The sequence below is a fragment of the Sporosarcina sp. NCCP-2222 genome (assembly GCF_023168145.1).
GTDB lineage: Bacteria > Bacillota > Bacilli > Bacillales_A > Planococcaceae > Sporosarcina.
Genome location: NZ_BQYK01000009.1, coordinates 152257 through 169596, shown reverse-complemented (window position 1 = coordinate 169596; position 17340 = coordinate 152257). Strand labels below are relative to the sequence as shown.

Here is a 17340-nt window from a genome sequence, read left to right as displayed (position 1 = left end):
GTTTTATTCGTGTCTCAATCGAAACACACTCACAAAACCGTGTCCACTTTTTATACTACCTTCAGAACCACTCGTATATGCCGGGGACCGCTCATTTCATGCGGCGAACCGCTCGTATCATGTCACGAACCTCTCCTATAATTCCAAGTAATTTCTTGATTGGTCAAAGGCATGCAGCGCGCCATTGAGCAAGCAGCGGCAGAAGAATCCCCGCGTTTCTTGTCAAGCGGGTAAAAAACGGCTCGAATTTCCTTAGAGCTCTTGTATCGCATCTTAAATGCTCTCAAAATGCTAGGAAGCCATTAAAAAAGAACACAAAATACAAAGGTAAACTCTTAATTCATCCTAAAATGTATGAATGCAAATTATAAATGCTTTCTTTTTGTGAGCTCTAGTTGCCAAAAAAGTTTTTCGTTGAACTGCCGAAAATCAGGATTTGAAGCAAAATAGCCTATGAAAACTTCGATTTGAGGCAAAACAGCCTCTGATAATTTGACCTTTGTTCAGACTATTCCATTTATTGATTGGGTAGTTTAAGCTTAAGATAGGAGGTGGAGGAGAATGATTTATAAAAAAAGGAGTGCGCCACTAGAAATTGAAGGTTTGATTACTTTGGGAAGGAGGATTTCAAAGGAGCATCCAATTCGAAGTGACATGATGAAAAGGTTATATAACCTGCAGGCCGGATATAGTGGTGAGAAGCAATATGATCGGTATATGACCGAATTTAAGCCAGCTTATCCGCATGCGATATTGCATGATATTTGTTTGAAAGAAGATAATATTTATTTCCAGATGGATTCGCTGTTGATTACCCCATCAAGGATTGTCATAACAGAAGTGAAGAATTTGGCTGAGAAAATAATCGTGAAAACAAAGCCTCTCCAGTTTATCAAAGAGATGCAAACGGGCGAGCGGGTTCCTTTTCGAAGTCCAATTACTGAGTTGGATCGCAAAGTCTATCTGCTAAGACTGTGGTTGAGTCGTAGGCGAATAGACATTCCCATTGAAGGCATTGTTACATTTGCATACAATAACGAGCTGCACTTCGAGGAAGATCCCCCTGTCGATTTAATCTTCACGTATGAAATAGCAGCTTATCTACGTAACCTAATATTGGAGCGGGAAATTCTTGATAAGCAGACCATACATAAGTTGGCTAATGAAATAGTCAATGCGCACCAGCCATACGATCCCTTCCCGCTGAGTGAGCGATATTCGCTGAACCATGCGGAAATTCTCCCGGGCGTACAATGTCCATCTTGCCATCTACTCTCTATGCGGTGGGAAAGACGGAGATGGAGATGTTTACCATGCGGCCAAATTGGTAGAAACGAGCACCGATCCGCTGTTCAGGAATGGTTTTTCATAAAGAAAGACACAATAACCAATCAGGAGTTTCGAGATTTTACTCTATTGGATAACCGACATACGGCGAAATTATTGTTAGCCGGAATCCCCCAACTAAAGATGGTCGGTAAGAGTAAAGGTAGCTTTTACAGAATCAAATAAGGTGTTAGGGGGCTCTTCTGGAGGAGAGCTCTTTTTCAATTTATTTTCTGATTCAACCATGTGTTCGTAAATGGTTTCAAAGCCCTCGTATAAACGTCGAACCGCTCGTATAGGCTTTCGAAGCCCTCGTATAATCAGCCGAACCGATCATATAAGTTTCCGAAGCCCTCGTATCCTCTATCCTCGGCTAACCACACAAACACATCCAACGAATAATTCACCTCCCCTCCACAACACCTCCCACCAAACCAACTCTTAATTTCCTTTTTCCCTCTTTCTCCCTTCGCATATCTCGCAAACTTGCCGCATACGATAAAGGAAGAAATGGAGCTGACAGGAAAGGAAGAGGGCGTGCACGAGCAAATTCGGAGGCGATGCGTGCGCCTCGGCAAAATGTTGCTGGAGACTGGACTTACCGTACGGGCACTGGCAAAAGCGACAGGCTACTCCAAAAGCACGGTCCACAAGGATTTGACGGAACGGTTGCCGAATGTCGATGTAGAGCTGTCGGAGGAAGTCGCCAAAGTTTTGGCCTATCATAAGTCTGTCAGACATTTAAGAGGCGGTGAAGCAACACGGATGAAGTGGATGAATGAACATAATAAGGCTCGGAATGGGTGAGATGAAGAGACGGGGACGCGAACATCCGGCGGATACCCTGTCTTTTTTTTATGTTGCCCATAATCCAGCGGGACTGTTTTCAGCTCCATTAAGATGGAACTAAAATTATTAAAAAAATGAAGGTTTCGCTCTCATCATACATATCAAAAGAATCCCTTTTCACTCTATCAAAATTTGTGACGAAAATACTAAATTCACTTTCAAAATATGGTTGAATTATATGTTCAATACATTATGTCTATGCTACAATTATAAGTTAGTAGAGTATGTTCGAGACAGACATGTCCAGGATAATGGAAGGGGTATCGTGAAAAATGTTCGCTAAAGATATCGGAATTGACCTTGGCACGGCCAATGTGTTGATTCACGTGAAAGGGAAAGGGATTGTGCTAAATGAACCATCCGTTGTCGCGATAGACAAGCAGTCGAGTCGTGTATTGGCGGTTGGAGAGGAAGCTAGTAAAATGGTCGGACGGACACCGGGCAATATTATTGCCATTCGCCCGATGAAAGATGGCGTGATTGCTGATTTTGATATGACAGAAGCAATGCTTCGGCATTTTATTAATAAATTGAACGTCAAAGGATTTTTATCCAAACCGCGTATTCTGATTTGCTGCCCGACAAATATTACAAGCGTCGAGCAGAAAGCGATCCGTGAAGCGGCTGAAAAATCGGGTGGAAAGAAAGTCTATTTGGAAGAAGAGCCGAAAGTCGCAGCGATCGGCGCCGGCATGGATATTTTCCAGCCGAGCGGGAATATGGTTATTGACATCGGTGGCGGCACGACGGATGTTGCCGTCCTGTCGATGGGGGATATTGTGACGTCCCAGTCGATCAATGCTGCTGGCGATATGTTCGACGACGATATTATTCAGTTCATCAAGAAGAAATATAAGCTGCTTATTGGGGAGCGTACGGCGGAGTCCATCAAAATGACAATTGGCACGGTCTTCCCGGGTAGCCGCAAGGAAGAGATGGACATCAGGGGACGTGATATGGTGACAGGATTGCCGCGCACGATCACGATCCATTCGGAAGAAGTATTGGAGGCGCTGACGGAATCGGTAAGCTTGATTATCCAGTCGGCCAAAAATGTTTTGGAGAAAACGCCGCCGGAATTGTCCGCTGACATTATTGATAGAGGCGTCTTTCTGACAGGCGGCGGGGCATTGCTGCATGGCATTGATCAGCTGCTCGCGGAAGAATTGAAAGTTCCTGTTTTTGTTTCAGACAATCCACTAAGCTGTGTAGCTATTGGCACGGGGCTTTTGCTTGAGAATATTGACAAGGTCAAGGGGCACTACTAATCAAATCGCAAAGCCTCTCAAAAGGCTTTACCATACGAAGGAGGCGGACGTATGTTCCGTGGATTTTACACAGTCGGCTCCGGCATGATTGCCCAGCAACGCAGAACCGAAATGCTGGCTAACAATTTGGCAAATGCGAATACACCAGGATTTAAAGCAGAGCAGTCCTCCATCCGTTCTTTTCCGGAAATGTACATGTCGAGCATAAATGCCGCGCGTATTCCGACAAAAGAAGGATTGCAGCTCAAAGGATTGTCCCCAGTAGGACCGATCTCAACCGGCGTTTATATGCAGGAAACGCTTCCGCTCTTTGCACAGGGGCAATTAAGAGAAACAGGCTTGACCACAGATGTTTCCCTTGTAGACGGCGCGTTACCGATTGATCCGGAAACAGGAAAAGCCGGAGCGATCTTTTTCAGATTGGCGAATGGGAATGGACAAGAAGTCTACACGAAAAATGGTAACTTTACGATGGATGCTCAAGGCTACCTAACGAATCCGATGGGGTATTATGTCCTAGATTCAGCAGGACAGCGAATCCAGCTGCCAAATGACGACTTCCGTCTGACGAGCGAAGGCGATATAATGGTAGGGGAAACGACAGCTGCTACACTTGGCGTCGCCTACGCAGCACAGCCGGAAACCTTGCAAAAACAAGGGAATGGCCTGTTTTCTTCCCAAGGCGGTAACTTGCCGGATGCGAGTGGCATGGCGGAGATCGGCTATTCATTCCAGCAAGGTTATTTGGAAGGATCGAATGTCGATGCGGGAAGCACAATGACAGATATGCTGGCGGCCTACCGGGCTTTCGAAGCGAATCAAAAAATCTTGCAGGCATATGATCGAAGTATGGAAAAAGCGGTCACGGAAATCGGACGGGTCAATGGATAATTGAGTAACACGGAAAGCCTTTACGTTCTGGCGTAAAGGGGAAAGGAGCCGGACTGCAATATGATACGAACTATGACAACCGCAGTCAACACGATGACACAACTGCAACAGAATATAGATATGATCGGCAACAACCTCGCGAACTCGGCAACGAACGGCTATAAAGCGAGCGGAGCCAATTTTCACGAGATGCTGTATCAGCAGTTCAACAACGACAAGGCCGATACAGCACAGCGTCAAACGCCAGCGGGCATACGCTATGGCGTCGGAGCTGTGTTAGGACCTGCGATGATGAACTGGAAACAAGGTTCCTTGCAGGTGACAGGGCGAGATTTGGATTTCGCTTTAACCGAACCAAAACAATATTTTAACTTGCTCATGCCAGGTGAAAATGGAGAGCAGACTGTGTATACGCGCCAGGGAAGCTTCTATGTTTCGCCGGTGGACGGCGGGCGCTTTATGCTTGTGAACGGTGACGGTTATCCGGTCGCCGACAGTGCTGGGAATGCAGTCAGCTTCCGAGATGACGTAAAACAATATGCCATGCGTCCAGGCGGCGTTCTGGAAGTGACACAGAACAATGGAACTGTGGAAACGATCCAATTAGGAGTGACCGTGATGGAGCGGCCGAACCTCATGTCACGCTTGTCTGACACGTTGTTCGCTCTGCCTGCCAATTTGAATGAACTTGGCGTGGCTGCAGGCGATGTAGTAACAGAATTAAACGGTGCAGACCGCGCAATCATAGGCATGGAAAATCAAAAATTGGAAGCGTCGAACGTCAATTATGAGAAAGAAATGACGGATCTCATTAACGTTCAGCGCTCCTACCAATTCAATGCACGGACAATCACATTGGCCGATCAAATGCTTGGTCTGATCAACAATATACGATGAGTTCTGATAGGGAGTCTTTATTATGTTAGATGAAAAACGGAATAATCCGGAATGGAATCAAACAAGTCAAGAAACCACGGTGAATTCCCGTGTGGCGGCAACACGAGCGGCCAGGAATCGACAGGGGAAGAAACCGGACACGGCACAAGAGGAACGAGTCAAAAATAAATTTTGGGTTCAAGTACGAATTCTTCCCATCTGGCTCCGCATTATCTTGGTCCTGCTCCTGCTAGTCGGAGCGGCATTGGTCGGGGCCATGATCGGTTACGGGTATATCGGCGATGGCAGCCCAGGCGACGTACTCAAAAAGGAGACATGGACGCATGTTCTTGATATTATGAGAGGAAATGGACCATAACCCAAACATTACATAGGCCAAGGAGAGACGGTACATGCTAACTGCACAACAAATACAAGAAATCCTTCCGCATCGCTATCCATTCCTATTGGTGGATCGTATTTTAGAGATGGAAGAAGGAAAAAAAGCAATCGGATTAAAGAATGTAACGATTAATGAAGAGTTTTTCAATGGACATTTTCCAGGGTACCCGGTTATGCCGGGAGTGCTGATTGTAGAGGCACTTGCCCAAGTCGGTGCGGTAGCTATGCTTTCCAAAGAAGAAAATCGCGGACGCATTGGTTTTCTGGCTGGAATCGATAATTGTCGTTTCAAACGTCAAGTGACACCTGGCGATACATTGCGCTTGGAAGTGGAAATCACAAGAATGCGCGGAATGATCGGCAAAGGCAAAGCAATCGCCACAGTGGATGGAGAAATTGCATGCGAAGCTGAAATTACTTTTGCCTTAGGTGATAAGCAATAGAAGGAAAACTAAATTTGCGCACACATTAAATTTTCGTTACAATGAACATTGCAGTGTCTTTGCCGCGGTATTTAAAAAGACCGATGAAAAGGGATGAAGACCAGGGAAAATGAACTGGGCGAATTCCGAAACGAGGGGAAAAAGCATCATTTTTTCATCCACCTTTTTACATACCACAACTGCAATGCACTTTACAGTGGGAGGTAACAAACAAGTTATGTTCAAAGATCTTTCTCCAAATATAAAAAGCAGCATCACCCGTTCCATTACACAAACGTTCGAACAGTACATGGTCAATATCGGGTGGAGCGAAGAAGAATACAGCATCGAGGATTTCATTGAAGAATGGCGCGAGTATATTACGACGAAAGCGCTTTGGTATTCAAAAATACCGGATGAGGTCAAAATGGATCCTACGTTCCATGAAGACTTGGCCCAACGGATTAATGACGTAATTTATAAAATCTTGAATGAACCGCCATCCGATGAGCAAATTGCGGCCATCCAAACGATGCAGGAGCAACTCAACACGCACTATGAGTATGACTGTAAAGCAGAAGCCGTATTCATCGAATCGGTACTAAAAGAGCAAATTGAACAACAATAAAGAATGATGGATAGTTCCCTCTTTTTGAGCCAACCTACAAAGTATCATACAGGATATGTATGAGAAACGGCTTGTGGAAAGGAGGGAATTTTCATGTTCAAAAAAGTGATTCCAGTTCTATTCGTATCAGGTGTCGTATTGGCTGGCTGCGGTAACAATGACAACGACACGGTTCCAAACAAAAACGAAACACCGATGGAAAGTTTGGAAAACCGAGATCTGACGCCGCGTGTCAATGATGGCCAAACAGGTCCCGACATGGACGGCATTAACGCAGACCAGGAACGTTACAACAACCCGAATGGCGGTATCCTCAACGATACGAACCGTAACGGATTGGACGGCCGGGTCAATGACCGTAACCGTGATATGAATGGCAATAATGTCGTTCCTAGCGAAGATATCATTATCGACGAGAACACAACTACCCCTTCCCGAAATAACGGAACAATGGACCGTAATGGGAACAGCAACCGCTAACCGCAAGCCGTGAGGGCCGCTCTTTTTAAAAGGGCGGTCTTTCTTAATGGAGCGGAAGGGATGGAGCTTTAATCGGGAAAGTTTGCCGTCTTGCTCAAACGTTTGAAAACAGCAGCGCGAAGAATTAAGCAGCGGACAAGCTGCCTTGCCTTACCTGAAAGTTACCTTTGAAAGGAGCTGCAATTACAGTTCAGCCAACTGCTCGTATTTCATCCCGAACCGCTCGATTCTTCACTCCAACCGCTCGATTATCCTGCCAACCTCTCGTATATTTTTCTAACCGCTAGATTCCCATCACAACCGCTCGAAAATCTTCCTATACCTCTCATATCTTCCCCAGAACCGCTCATATTTTCACTGCCATTCCAAGTCATCCAGCATCCTCCCAAAACCATTAAAATTTCCAAACAAAAAACCCTCATAATTAGAGGGTTCATACCGATTCATGTTAAGTTGCGGTCCTTTTTCAAGCGCGGACGAGAATGCATGTCGTGTTCAAAACGGGCGAGTAATTCTTGGCCGCTTAAGCCTTCCGTGATCAATTCTTCGAGTAAGTGCTCCGCGTATTGGGAACGTGCTCGTTTCAAACGCCCTTTCAGGAGCACGGAAATGTGATCGCCGATTTCTTGGACCGTATCCACCGCGACTAAAAATCCGGCTGGCTCATTTTCCGGATAGGAGATGACGACGCGGGCTTCCAGCAATTCCTCTGTCGCTTTCCAATTCTCGAAAAGCTCCTTATATTCCTGATCAATGAACATTTCCAGAATCCACATCCGATGACTGTTTTCCTGGTTAATGATGATTCCGTCAATCAAAGGAAAGTCTTGGATTTGATTGTCCTGAAGCACTCCGACAGAGATCATTTTAAACGTCTTCAACGCGCCACCCCACTCATTTTTCTTCGATTATACCATAGCTTCAAAAACTTTTTTGTAAATAGGGCAAAGTCTTATTTTCACCGAAATGAAATAAATTGGGAAACCGCTAGGAGATAAGGCTTGTGAAGAGTTTGGCAATTAAATAGCAGAGAGAAAACTTGGAATTGAACCTCCAGAGTGCATGAAAACCGAGTTTTCACTATTTGGACAATTTGTGGTCCTCTAGTATGATAAAGGCGACCTACGAAAGGGGGGAGACAAGTGAACCAAGTTGCACTCGTTGGGCGTATTACAAAAGACCCGATACTAAGAAGGTTGCCGGAGGGGAGACAGCAATCAAGCTTCATATTGGCTGTTAATCGCAACTTCAAGAACCAAAGAGGTGAGGTCGAGGCTGATTTCGTATTATGCACGGCGTGGGGCAAATTAGCGGAGAACACAGTGAAGCATTGCGGCAAAGGCTCGTTAATTGGTGTCGGTGGAAGAATTCAGTCCCGTACATACGAACGGGAGGATAGGACCCGGGCATTCGTTACGGAAGTCATTGCGGACGAAGTGAGGTTTTTGGCTACAAAAAAGCGTGAGGACGAAAACCTATATGGGGAATCTGCAGGGCGCCCGCAAAGTGAAGCTGTAAATGGGACGGATGAAGAGTATGTAAAAGCACATTTTCATCTGACCGAAAAGGAGAAGGAAGAATTGCCGATCTTTTGATGGGCAGCAAAGGAGGAGGGACGGAAAACCGCTTGATTTTGGAATGAATTGAATAGGTGGAATGAAATACGAGGAATGAAACAACTTGAGGAAAGCAAATACGAACCGGTTGGGGGACCGGTCGTATTGAAACAAACAGGAGCCGCTTGAGCAGGCGGGTCCTGTAACTATTAGGGGTAATAGTTAAACAGTTTTTACGCCAAAATTGAAACTTGGGGCGGAGATCGCTTCCGCTCCAAGTCATAAAGGGGAGGGGAGAAACCGTGGAACGACTTGAAAAGGGGTTGATCCGGATGGAGCTGCAAGTAGGGCAACTCATTCGGATTGTAGCTAATATGAGCGAACGGCTGGAACAGCTGGAGAAACAGGAACAAGGCAGGAAAATGGTATCTCTACATACCAAGCGAGTGCGGGAGCCGATGCCATAAAAAAAGCCCCGGAAATATCCGAGGCCTTCTATTATCGTTCAAATGTCAACAGATCATCCAATTCAGCATCGGACAATTCGGTCAGCCATTGACTCGATTGAATGAGATCGGCAGATAACTTCGCCTTCTCTTCCAGCATCTTATCAATTTTTTCCTCAATTGTACCGACCGTCACAAATTTATGCACGTGGACAAACTTTGTCTGGCCAATCCGGTACGCACGATCCGTCGCTTGATTTTCGACTGCCGGATTCCACCAACGATCCGCATGAAGAACATGATTGGCTTTTGTTAAGTTCAAACCGGTTCCACCCGCCTTCAAAGACAGGATGAAGATCGGGAATTCGCCGGCTTGGAAAGCGTCGACAAGTGCATCGCGCTGGCCTTTCGGCATACTGCCAGTCAAGAAAGGCACATCAATATCATACAGCTCGGATAAGCATTGGCGGATCAAGTTCCCCATGCCGATATACTGAGTGAAAATAAGACATTGTTCACCATTTTCCGCGATATCAGCAGCCATTGAAACGATCCGTTCCAACTTTTCGGAGCGCTCGAGCATCTGCGTAGCAGGCGCGTGAGGTTCCTTTAAGAAAAGTGCAGGATGATTGCAAAGCTGCTTCAACCGGCTCAGCATTTTCAAAATGAGCCCTTTTCGTTCAAAGCCCGTTAATGTTTCCAGCTTAAATTTCGTATCATCAATGAAGCTTTCATATAAAGCAGCCTGCTCGGTCGTCAATGGGCAGTACTCATTTTGTTCCAGTTTCTTCGGCAAGTTTAATTGCAAGTCCGGATCATTCTTCGTCCGGCGCAACAGGAAGGGACGGATCTTGGAACGCAGCTTCCGCTTCGTCAGCTCGGAATCATCCCGTTCGATCGGGATAATGAAATCTTCCGTAAATCGGCGGAAACTGCCAAAATATCCTTTATGAATGAAATCAAAAACCGCCCATAACTCTGACAACCGATTTTGGATCGGCGTCCCGGTCAACGCAATGTGGTGACGTCCCGTTAATTTGCGGATCGCTCTCGATTGTTTTGTTTGCATATTCTTGATGTTCTGGGCCTCATCGAGTGTGATGCTTGAAAACATAGATAAGGCGAGCGTTTCTCCATCTTGTGTTGCAGTTCCGTATGTTGTCAAAATTACATCCGGACGTTTCTCTTTTATTAGCCCTGCGAATTCTTCTTCTCTGGCGCGAGAGGGACCGTAATGGATATGCACAGACAATTCAGGAGCAAACCGCTCCAATTCTTTTTGCCAGTTGCCCATTACGCTCGTCGGACAGATGATCAAAGAAGGCGGAGTATCCTCGCTTGTTTTCGCCTCCCGGTGAATATGCAGCAAGTAGGTGATGAGCTGCACCGTTTTACCGAGACCCATATCATCAGCCAGACAAGCGCCGAATTGATGCTCGCGCATGAAGACAAGCCAGTTATAGCCCTCCGCTTGGTACGGACGTAATTCCGTGCGCAATAAAGGTGAAATCGGAACAGCAGGAAGCCCTTTTTTTGAGGAAACGATCTCGATGTATTCCTGCAGCGACTTTTGCAGCGTGAAGGAGAATAACGGATCAACCGGTTCTTCATCTAACTCGAGCGGGCTGATTTCTTCAGGCACTTCTTGAAATAACAGGTCTTTTACTGTCCATTCTCCGGCATCTGCGCGATCCATTAATTCCCGGATTCGTTTTAACCAGGTGGGATCCAGATGAAACCACTCGTCACCAGCCCGGATATATTCCCGGTTTTCATCGACGAGCTTGCGGAATTCATCCTTGTCCATCTCTTTGCCGGCAAGGGAGAAATTCCAGTCAAATGAAAGCACTTCATTCAATCCCGCAGCCGAACGATAAGAAGCAGTTCCGGCGCTTGTGCGCACACGCATTTTCGATTCGGTCACCGACTTGAGCCAAGCGGGCAGAATGACAGGATACCCGAAAGATTGGAATAAAGGCAGGTCTTCCTGAATGAAGAGCCGCACATCGGCATCGCTCATTTGCTGGGAAAGGAATTTTCCTTCGGGTGAAGCGTCGACAGATCGTAAAAAAGAGACGATTTCATTTTGCCGCTGATCAATTGCCTCATGGAGGTCGGCCCATTTAGGCGGCAGCGCGTCTGCAATTGGTGCATTCCGTTTACGGACGGCGGGAGTCCAGTGGGTTCCGCGTTCATTGACGAGAACCGTCTCCAGCAGCCATTCCGAATCCGCATCTTCCTCGGGCTCCGTTAAGCGGAGTGCCACTTGTATTGGCAAATCCCCAGCGGGTCCCTCTGGCCAGCCGTATTCTCTCAAATGCGCCAGCAGAGAAGGTAATTGGTCGCTTCGAATCCCTGTTTCCATCACTTTTTCAAGAAATGCATCTCTAAGGATGTCAGCTGTTTGACCATTAATGCCAAGTTCCATCTCATCAAATTCCGGTATGCTTTCTTCATTCAGGCGAATGGACTTCCAAAGTTCTTGTTTTTTCCATAAGTGTGCAGCTATCTTGAAGTCCTCGATTTGAAGAGCATCTTCTTCTGTCCGCCCGGAAAATATTGCGAAAGGGTGGCCGTTTGGATCCAGAAACACTTGTAAGAATTCACTTGTTCTTAGCAATAAAGCATTGCCTTCCGATGCAACGAGCAAGCCAAAGAGAGCCTGTTGATTATTGAAAAAGAGATAGGAAGCCAGTTTATCAGCAGAGACAGGCATCGTGTCATCTAACGCAGAAATGGCATACCGGCCGGGTCCCGCTTGCTGAACGGATAGCTTCAACTGGATTTGCAGCAAATTCATACTTGTCATAAGTTCAGATTCCCTTTCTCCATCTCTTCATTCAATGCTCGAAGCCTCCGGTACTGATCTCGGACTGTATCGATGTAGCGGTTCCAAAAATCGATTTGTCCAGATTTTTTCGCACAAGTGCGCATCCTTTTAAAAATCCGGACAGCACGCCGATAACTATGCCGGTTCTTCTCACCAATAAACCGCATGGCGTACGTATGGAATAAAGGCATGACAGCCATGGGGTCTCTCTGGCTCACCAATCGGAACGTATCCGAATCGATGGAATCGAATGAAACGTCAAACCGATGCATAAGTGCAGACCATTCAGCGAAGCGCTCCCGTTCAATGAGGAAATCAGCGTACACGGGCACCGAAGCCATTCCATAATTCATGAACATCCGTTCACGCTCTTCTCCAGAGAAGTCGGCTTCTTCCAGCAAGCCGTCAATCTTCCGAATGAAGTTCAGTCGATTCCGGAAGGGAACTTCAGACTTGTAGTACTTTGCAATATGCGGATAAATCGTGTTCATCACTGTGTTAAGCGCGTCCATCATTTCAATGGACAAACAGTAGTCCGCAATCGGCAGCCAACAATCAATCCGCTCACCGCCTTCACGCAGTGCGATTTCCTCCAATTGGGCTTGATTGTTTTGAATTAAATCCAGCGCAAATTCGAGAAAAACCTTTTCGCTGGCTGTCTCTTGCTGAAGATGCAAACGCTCTTTTTCTCGGGCAGCGTTTTCAGTAAACAGCTTGTCCCAAAGAAGGATGTAGGTGAGGATCCGTTCCCGAAAAAGACCCTGATGCCCAAGCACCATGCCGCGCAATAGTCCCTTCGCTTTTTCATAGAAGGGATCTGTTTCAAACAATTTGGGCCGTGAACCGAGTGATTTGACGACTTTTTGTATCTTTTCGAACTGAGATCTTATCCAAGCGAGCAACTGCCATTCAGGATAATGTTGCGCATCCCCTGTTATGAGGTCCATATTCTTCTGCAAATAGGGCATAGCTGCGTCAATAAGGAGAAGCTGGTAATACAGTTCAAAAAGCGGCTTCCACTCATATTCAAAAGGGGATAGTGGAAGCATTCGTTGTCCGGCCTGATCGGTTTCATGAAGAAACACACTCGCACTTTCAGAAGGCGACAGGGCACGTATCGGATCCATAAGTCTACCGAGGACACTGATCCAGGCTTCAGGCGTTCGTTCGGATATTTTTAGCGCCAGTTGCTGGACCTCGGACTGCCTCCATTCCTGCAGCCATTCGCTCAATGAATTGAATTGCATATATAAATGGAAAGCCACTGCAACAACGTGCTCACATATCCCTTTTGAGGGGCATGTGCAGTTTGAACTCGATCTTCCAAACGCTAGACGGACCGTAAAAGGAACGACAGCGGAAAGAGTGACGACCACCTCGTCATCGGAGTAGGTATATTGCTGGACAGCGCCTTGCCTGACGAGATGAACAGCACGCTGGACAATAGCTGCTTCCTTTTCGACAGAAGGGCGGCATGTCTCTTTTATGACATTCAATAACTCTTCAATATCTTGTTCATGCAAATAAGACACACGTTCAGCTGTTAGGTGCATCTGATCACTCCCTGAACTTAGCATTCCCTCCATTATAATGGTTCCAGACACGAAACGTAAATGAATACATTCGAATAGAGGTGAACAAATGGAAAGTTTCGTACTGTACGTACACGATTTACAGGCAAGGCTATTTCTGCAGCATATGCAGGATGCCGCTGTCCAAGAGTGGAGCAGGCCGTATGGCAGCCGGTCGAGGCATCTGCATTCCATTCTAGTCGATTTAGAGACAAATCATATTGTGATTCGAAAAAGGACGAATGCACCCTTCGATATGAACAAACGAATTGTCGACCGCCTAGCAGAACTGAACATCGGCACAAAGCCGAGACAAATGACCTTATTCTTAAACAATCCGCCCACGCAGAAGACAGCTATCTATAAATAAAGAGATCAAAACTGTGCCGTATGAATAAAATAGAAACATATCATTCACAAAACAGTTCGTCCTATGATAGAATGGTATTAATAATCGGAATATTCAATACGGAGGGAGAACGATGTTATCAGTACAGCGCATGATGCCGTTTTTTACTAGCCAAGAAGATTTTCGCCTGCGTTTGGTGTTTGCGTACCAATATTTTTCGATTATCAAAGGAGGCGAAGTGTATCAATTCGTCCCAACAGAGGGAAAAGAAATTGTCATCAACATGAAAAGTCTACAAGTAGAGAATTTAGGCGAAGTATTCGTCTTTCAACGTGGCACCCGCTTTCTACGCCTGCCACTCTATCAGCTTCTTCTAATTTCTGATTTGCATTTGCATCTTACTTCTATGCTGGAAGGCACATTCAATGTAGAGATGAAAATACCGGAAGTAGTGGTGGAGGAAACGAAGAACATCGTCGCCGAACTGGAAGAAACCAATAAAATGAGGATGATCGATTATGCCCTCGAAACTAACAATCGTACTCTATTTAACGAACTGACGGAAGGAATGCACGAATGGTGAATACGACAACGTAAAAACACTTATCGGAAAAATATACCGATAAGTGTTTTTTTTAGTTTCCAAGCGGGTAAAGAGATGAGAAAACGCTTGCTTGGCTGCTAGTGTGTCTAAGTAGTTAAAAAGTGAAGGGCTAAGATGAAGAGAGTGGAACCGGTCAATCCGAAGACTGCGTCTTTCCAGGTGAATCGATAGAATTCCTCCTGATTCATTCACATCTGCTCCTTTGTCGATTTCCCGGGAAATAAAAAAGACCTCTTACAGGAAATCTAGCGTGTTATTACAGAATGTCCAAAAGCTATACAAATTATTCCTGAAAATAGTTAGAATGATTCTATCTCTTCATTGAAAATCTATATATTTTTGATAAAGTAGGAGATACAGGATTATACAAGGTTCGGCATAGAAAGGATTGTCGCTATGTTTTTTGATTATAAGTTCTGGCACTACCTGACCAGGCCGCACGAGCTTGCGGGAAGCCTTCAAACAGCCACGATGCGCAAATACAGAAGCCGTGTCTTTTTCGTTATTCTTGCAGGGCTGTTCATCTTTGCCTGCCGAAACATTTGGGGAATGGGAACGGAGGCGCTGACTCCAATACTCGCCACTATGTCGCTGGAGGATTATACGCTGGCACGAATTTCCTCACTTGTCGGCATGCTCATTTGGGCTATTCTTTATATGGCTTTTCATTACTACGGGGTCGCATACATACTCAGTTTAATTACATCCATTCCTTTCAGAAAGTTGCTTCCGTTGCAGTTGCTCGTTACCGGGCTCTTGCTCATGGAGAAAGCGCTTGTCTTTTTTGTGTTTGCTGTAAAAGGCGCATCGGCCAGCGTTTCTTTCTTGTCTTTCGGTCCTCTAGCTGCGACAGTTTTGGAAAACTGGTATTTGATTCTCTTTTTAAATCAATTGACGATTACCGGGGCACTCATCATCGCCTTGCAATATCGATACATTCGCAGTTTTGAAGGCATGAGGGAGCAGCGTCATCTGCTTTGGACATTGTTCGGCATTCATTTGTTCATGGCGTTCATCACTGCCGCTGTCGGTTTTATTCCATTCGAAACGCTCTATTATAAAGTGGTCGGAGGTGGGAGCTGATGAATAAACGCCTATCGATCTCCATTGCCTTTGTCATCAGTCTCTTCATTGCAGTCAATGCCTTTTTATTGTTCTCTACAGAAAGCAAAATTCAAAAGTCAGTCTATGTTTCAACATATGAGCGCATGACGGAAGGACACTACGAGAAGCAGCTTGCAAAAGAAGGCCTTGTCGCGCCGGCCGAATTGTATACCGTTTATGTTGGAAGTGATGAGGCGATCGATACATGGCTTGTGCAAGAAGGGGACCAAGTAGCTGCCGGAGACGAACTTGCTTACTTGCAATCCGAAAAAGCCGACTCTCAAATTGCTGCGTGGGAAGCGGAAGAAGAAGGCCTGCTGGAACAACAGCTTAGCGTAGAAAATACATTATCGGAACTGCAGTCAGAACGGGCAAGCAGTGGCCGGAACAACGGAACTAACGTTACTACATCCGAATCCCCGGAAGGCGAAGAAGTCGAGTTGAACGTCAATGTCCAAGTCGATGTCCAACAAGATGGGGCCTATGCACAAGCCATCGCAGCAGCGGAACAAGAATTGGCCGAGATTGACAGAAAGTTGGCAGTAGTCCAGACCCAGCTTTCCCAGCCGTCCTCGCGCGCAGCCCTCATCAGCCCGATTGATGGAATTGTCTCGGACATTAACCGGCACGGATCGATTGTGTCCATTGACATCTTTACGAAGGAGAAGCAAATAGTAACGTATGCTAACGTGAAGGATTGGCAAGAGATTGAAGTGGGTGACGAAGTCGTAATTCAACAGGATGGCATCGAGTCGCCGATAGAAGCGAATGTCCTGTCTGTATCGGAAGTGCCGGCTCCCGAATCAAAATGGAAGCAGGCGTATACCGAACTGAATCCGAAAAAAGCGAAAAATCCACTCGAATATTATGAAGTCCGAGTGGCCGTCGATTCAGCAGAAATTCCATTCGGAGCCAATGTGAACACGATCATTGTCGTCAATGAAGCAGATGCCGTTGCCATTAAGCAAAAATGGCTGACCAATGTGGACCGCCAAACGGCCACTGCTTTCAAAATCGACAAGACTGGAAACGCGATTCCCGTCCAGCTGACCATCCCGTTCAACTATTACGACCGGGCTGTCGTGTCTGAAGGACTGGCCATTGGCGACGTTGCCTTGGACGAACGAAATCTGCGCGAGTATGACTCGCCGACAAGAATCTTCCTGCCAATGCCACTGGAGCTTCCATCAAAAACAGCTTGGAAGTCCTTTGGGTGGAAAAATTATATGAAATATATGTTCATCGAATAAAAGCGGTTCTCCCTTTGCAGGGGAGCCGTTTTTTCATTTGTTTCGCTCCTGCCATATGAATTTTTAACAAGTATTCGTCTCTCCATCAGCCAGAGAAACCACAACATCAAGAAAACGTCCAGCACAAACCGATCCGCCAAGAAAAAAACAGCCACTTCCATGAGTCAGCAAACTTCGGGGCGTGAACGAAATAAGGCGAAAAGTTTTCGTTTCAAAACGGAAACTTTGCGGTCTAATTTTTCATCCTATTGATATAATAAAGAGACATTGAGGGGAAGGAGCACGGGATGATGAAACAAAAATTCAGTATTGCACTCATTTTATTATTTATTTGCGGACTGCTCCTTGGAACAGGTACGAACGCAGCCGCGGCATCTCAAGGGAACCCTTCCTCACAACGGCTGATCGCACTGCATGATCGGATTTTACCGATAGAGGATGTCCGTGTGGTGGATGGGGATACCAAAGTCCCGTTACAGGACTTAGCG

Annotated in this window: 19 protein-coding genes; 16 read left to right on the top strand and 3 right to left on the bottom strand. The window is 46.0% G+C overall.

The genetic code is table 11. From position 1 onward, the window contains the following. The first annotated feature begins 561 nt into the window (after positions 1 to 561). The 9 genes from NCCP2222_RS17485 to NCCP2222_RS17445 all read left to right on the top strand — a co-directional run bounded on the left by NCCP2222_RS17485 (position 562) and on the right by NCCP2222_RS17445 (position 7142). The gene (locus NCCP2222_RS17485) at positions 562 to 1512 is read left to right on the top strand and encodes a nuclease-related domain-containing protein (protein WP_248513665.1); all 951 of its coding nucleotides are present in this window, start codon (positions 562 to 564) and stop codon (positions 1510 to 1512) included. A 351-nt stretch (positions 1513 to 1863) separates the two neighbouring features. After that, positions 1864 to 2133 (top strand): sporulation transcriptional regulator SpoIIID, encoded by a 270-nt coding sequence (locus NCCP2222_RS17480; protein ID WP_238080940.1) that lies wholly within the window; start codon positions 1864 to 1866, stop codon positions 2131 to 2133. A 314-nt stretch (positions 2134 to 2447) separates the two neighbouring features. Next, complete coding sequence (mreB, locus tag NCCP2222_RS17475; RefSeq protein ID WP_248513664.1) at positions 2448 to 3443, top strand: rod shape-determining protein; 996 nt, start codon at positions 2448 to 2450, stop codon at positions 3441 to 3443. A gap of 51 nt (positions 3444 to 3494) precedes the next feature. After that, complete coding sequence (locus NCCP2222_RS17470; RefSeq protein ID WP_248513663.1) at positions 3495 to 4334, top strand: flagellar hook-basal body protein; 840 nt, start codon at positions 3495 to 3497, stop codon at positions 4332 to 4334. 60 nt (positions 4335 to 4394) lie between these two features. Continuing rightward, entirely contained in the window at positions 4395 to 5231 is an 837-nt protein-coding gene (locus NCCP2222_RS17465; protein ID WP_248513662.1) for a flagellar hook-basal body protein, read from the top strand. A gap of 22 nt (positions 5232 to 5253) precedes the next feature. After that, positions 5254 to 5589, top strand: coding sequence for a DNA-directed RNA polymerase subunit beta (locus NCCP2222_RS17460; protein ID WP_248513661.1), 336 nt, complete (start codon positions 5254 to 5256; stop codon positions 5587 to 5589). A 34-nt stretch (positions 5590 to 5623) separates the two neighbouring features. Next, complete coding sequence (gene fabZ, locus NCCP2222_RS17455; protein WP_248513660.1) at positions 5624 to 6055, top strand: 3-hydroxyacyl-ACP dehydratase FabZ; 432 nt, start codon at positions 5624 to 5626, stop codon at positions 6053 to 6055. Positions 6056 to 6272: 217 nt separating this feature from the next. Then, positions 6273 to 6662 (top strand): hypothetical protein, encoded by a 390-nt coding sequence (locus tag NCCP2222_RS17450; RefSeq protein ID WP_248513659.1) that lies wholly within the window; start codon positions 6273 to 6275, stop codon positions 6660 to 6662. A 93-nt stretch (positions 6663 to 6755) separates the two neighbouring features. Beyond that, complete coding sequence (locus tag NCCP2222_RS17445) at positions 6756 to 7142, top strand: hypothetical protein (protein ID WP_248513658.1); 387 nt, start codon at positions 6756 to 6758, stop codon at positions 7140 to 7142. A gap of 443 nt (positions 7143 to 7585) precedes the next feature. Here the strand turns inward: NCCP2222_RS17445 and NCCP2222_RS17440 are convergent, their stop codons facing one another. After that, positions 7586 to 8023, bottom strand: coding sequence for a YwpF-like family protein (locus tag NCCP2222_RS17440; RefSeq protein WP_248513657.1), 438 nt, complete (start codon positions 8021 to 8023; stop codon positions 7586 to 7588). A 261-nt stretch (positions 8024 to 8284) separates the two neighbouring features. On the opposite strand from NCCP2222_RS17440, the gene NCCP2222_RS17435 reads away from it, so the two are divergent. Then, positions 8285 to 8737, top strand: coding sequence for a single-stranded DNA-binding protein (locus tag NCCP2222_RS17435; RefSeq protein ID WP_248513656.1), 453 nt, complete (start codon positions 8285 to 8287; stop codon positions 8735 to 8737). A 263-nt stretch (positions 8738 to 9000) separates the two neighbouring features. Further along, complete coding sequence (locus NCCP2222_RS17430) at positions 9001 to 9165, top strand: hypothetical protein (protein ID WP_248513655.1); 165 nt, start codon at positions 9001 to 9003, stop codon at positions 9163 to 9165. A gap of 31 nt (positions 9166 to 9196) precedes the next feature. Here the strand turns inward: NCCP2222_RS17430 and NCCP2222_RS17425 are convergent, their stop codons facing one another. Together NCCP2222_RS17425 and NCCP2222_RS17420 are read right to left on the bottom strand one after the other, a co-directional pair. Next, on the bottom strand, positions 9197 to 11953 hold the full coding sequence (locus NCCP2222_RS17425) for a DEAD/DEAH box helicase (RefSeq protein WP_248513654.1): 2757 nt from the start codon (positions 11951 to 11953) through the stop codon (positions 9197 to 9199). Continuing rightward, positions 11950 to 13527, bottom strand: a complete 1578-nt coding sequence (locus NCCP2222_RS17420) for an SWIM zinc finger family protein (protein WP_248513653.1) — start codon at positions 13525 to 13527, stop codon at positions 11950 to 11952. Before NCCP2222_RS17420 ends, NCCP2222_RS17425 begins: the two co-directional genes overlap by 4 nt. Before the next feature lie 88 nt (positions 13528 to 13615). On the opposite strand from NCCP2222_RS17420, the gene NCCP2222_RS17415 reads away from it, so the two are divergent. From NCCP2222_RS17415 to NCCP2222_RS17395, 5 genes are all read left to right on the top strand, one after another. Next, positions 13616 to 13915 (top strand): hypothetical protein, encoded by a 300-nt coding sequence (locus NCCP2222_RS17415; protein ID WP_248513652.1) that lies wholly within the window; start codon positions 13616 to 13618, stop codon positions 13913 to 13915. A 112-nt stretch (positions 13916 to 14027) separates the two neighbouring features. Continuing rightward, positions 14028 to 14477 (top strand): transcriptional regulator, encoded by a 450-nt coding sequence (locus NCCP2222_RS17410; RefSeq protein ID WP_248513651.1) that lies wholly within the window; start codon positions 14028 to 14030, stop codon positions 14475 to 14477. Between the two features lie 417 nt (positions 14478 to 14894). After that, positions 14895 to 15581: a hypothetical protein gene (locus NCCP2222_RS17405; RefSeq protein ID WP_248513650.1), complete on the top strand. Its 687-nt coding sequence runs from the start codon at positions 14895 to 14897 to the stop codon at positions 15579 to 15581. Continuing rightward, positions 15581 to 16852 carry an efflux RND transporter periplasmic adaptor subunit gene (locus NCCP2222_RS17400; RefSeq protein WP_248513649.1) on the top strand — a complete coding sequence of 424 codons (1272 nt, stop codon included), beginning with the start codon at positions 15581 to 15583 and terminating at the stop codon, positions 16850 to 16852. Before NCCP2222_RS17405 ends, NCCP2222_RS17400 begins: the two co-directional genes overlap by 1 nt. Before the next feature lie 290 nt (positions 16853 to 17142). Continuing rightward, positions 17143 to 17340: hypothetical protein (locus NCCP2222_RS17395; protein ID WP_248513648.1), on the top strand; the 198-nt coding region annotated here is incomplete at its 3' end.

Bases quoted from the DNA above. Each gene is read 5' to 3' on its own strand.
- NCCP2222_RS17450 (WP_248513659.1), top strand. From the start codon at position 6,273: ATGTTCAAAGATCTTTCTCCAAATATAAAAAGCAGCATCACCCGTTCC.
- NCCP2222_RS17465 (WP_248513662.1), top strand. From the start codon at position 4,395: ATGATACGAACTATGACAACCGCAGTCAACACGATGACACAACTGCAA.
- NCCP2222_RS17410 (WP_248513651.1), top strand. From the start codon at position 14,028: ATGTTATCAGTACAGCGCATGATGCCGTTTTTTACTAGCCAAGAAGAT.
- NCCP2222_RS17420 (WP_248513653.1), bottom strand. From the start codon at position 13,527: ATGCACCTAACAGCTGAACGTGTGTCTTATTTGCATGAACAAGATATT.
- mreB (WP_248513664.1), top strand. From the start codon at position 2,448: ATGTTCGCTAAAGATATCGGAATTGACCTTGGCACGGCCAATGTGTTG.
- NCCP2222_RS17425 (WP_248513654.1), bottom strand. From the start codon at position 11,953: ATGACAAGTATGAATTTGCTGCAAATCCAGTTGAAGCTATCCGTTCAG.
- NCCP2222_RS17460 (WP_248513661.1), top strand. From the start codon at position 5,254: ATGTTAGATGAAAAACGGAATAATCCGGAATGGAATCAAACAAGTCAA.
- NCCP2222_RS17445 (WP_248513658.1), top strand. From the start codon at position 6,756: ATGTTCAAAAAAGTGATTCCAGTTCTATTCGTATCAGGTGTCGTATTG.
- NCCP2222_RS17470 (WP_248513663.1), top strand. From the start codon at position 3,495: ATGTTCCGTGGATTTTACACAGTCGGCTCCGGCATGATTGCCCAGCAA.
- NCCP2222_RS17485 (WP_248513665.1), top strand. From the start codon at position 562: ATGATTTATAAAAAAAGGAGTGCGCCACTAGAAATTGAAGGTTTGATT.
- NCCP2222_RS17405 (WP_248513650.1), top strand. From the start codon at position 14,895: ATGTTTTTTGATTATAAGTTCTGGCACTACCTGACCAGGCCGCACGAG.
- fabZ (WP_248513660.1), top strand. From the start codon at position 5,624: ATGCTAACTGCACAACAAATACAAGAAATCCTTCCGCATCGCTATCCA.
- NCCP2222_RS17400 (WP_248513649.1), top strand. From the start codon at position 15,581: ATGAATAAACGCCTATCGATCTCCATTGCCTTTGTCATCAGTCTCTTC.
- NCCP2222_RS17415 (WP_248513652.1), top strand. From the start codon at position 13,616: ATGGAAAGTTTCGTACTGTACGTACACGATTTACAGGCAAGGCTATTT.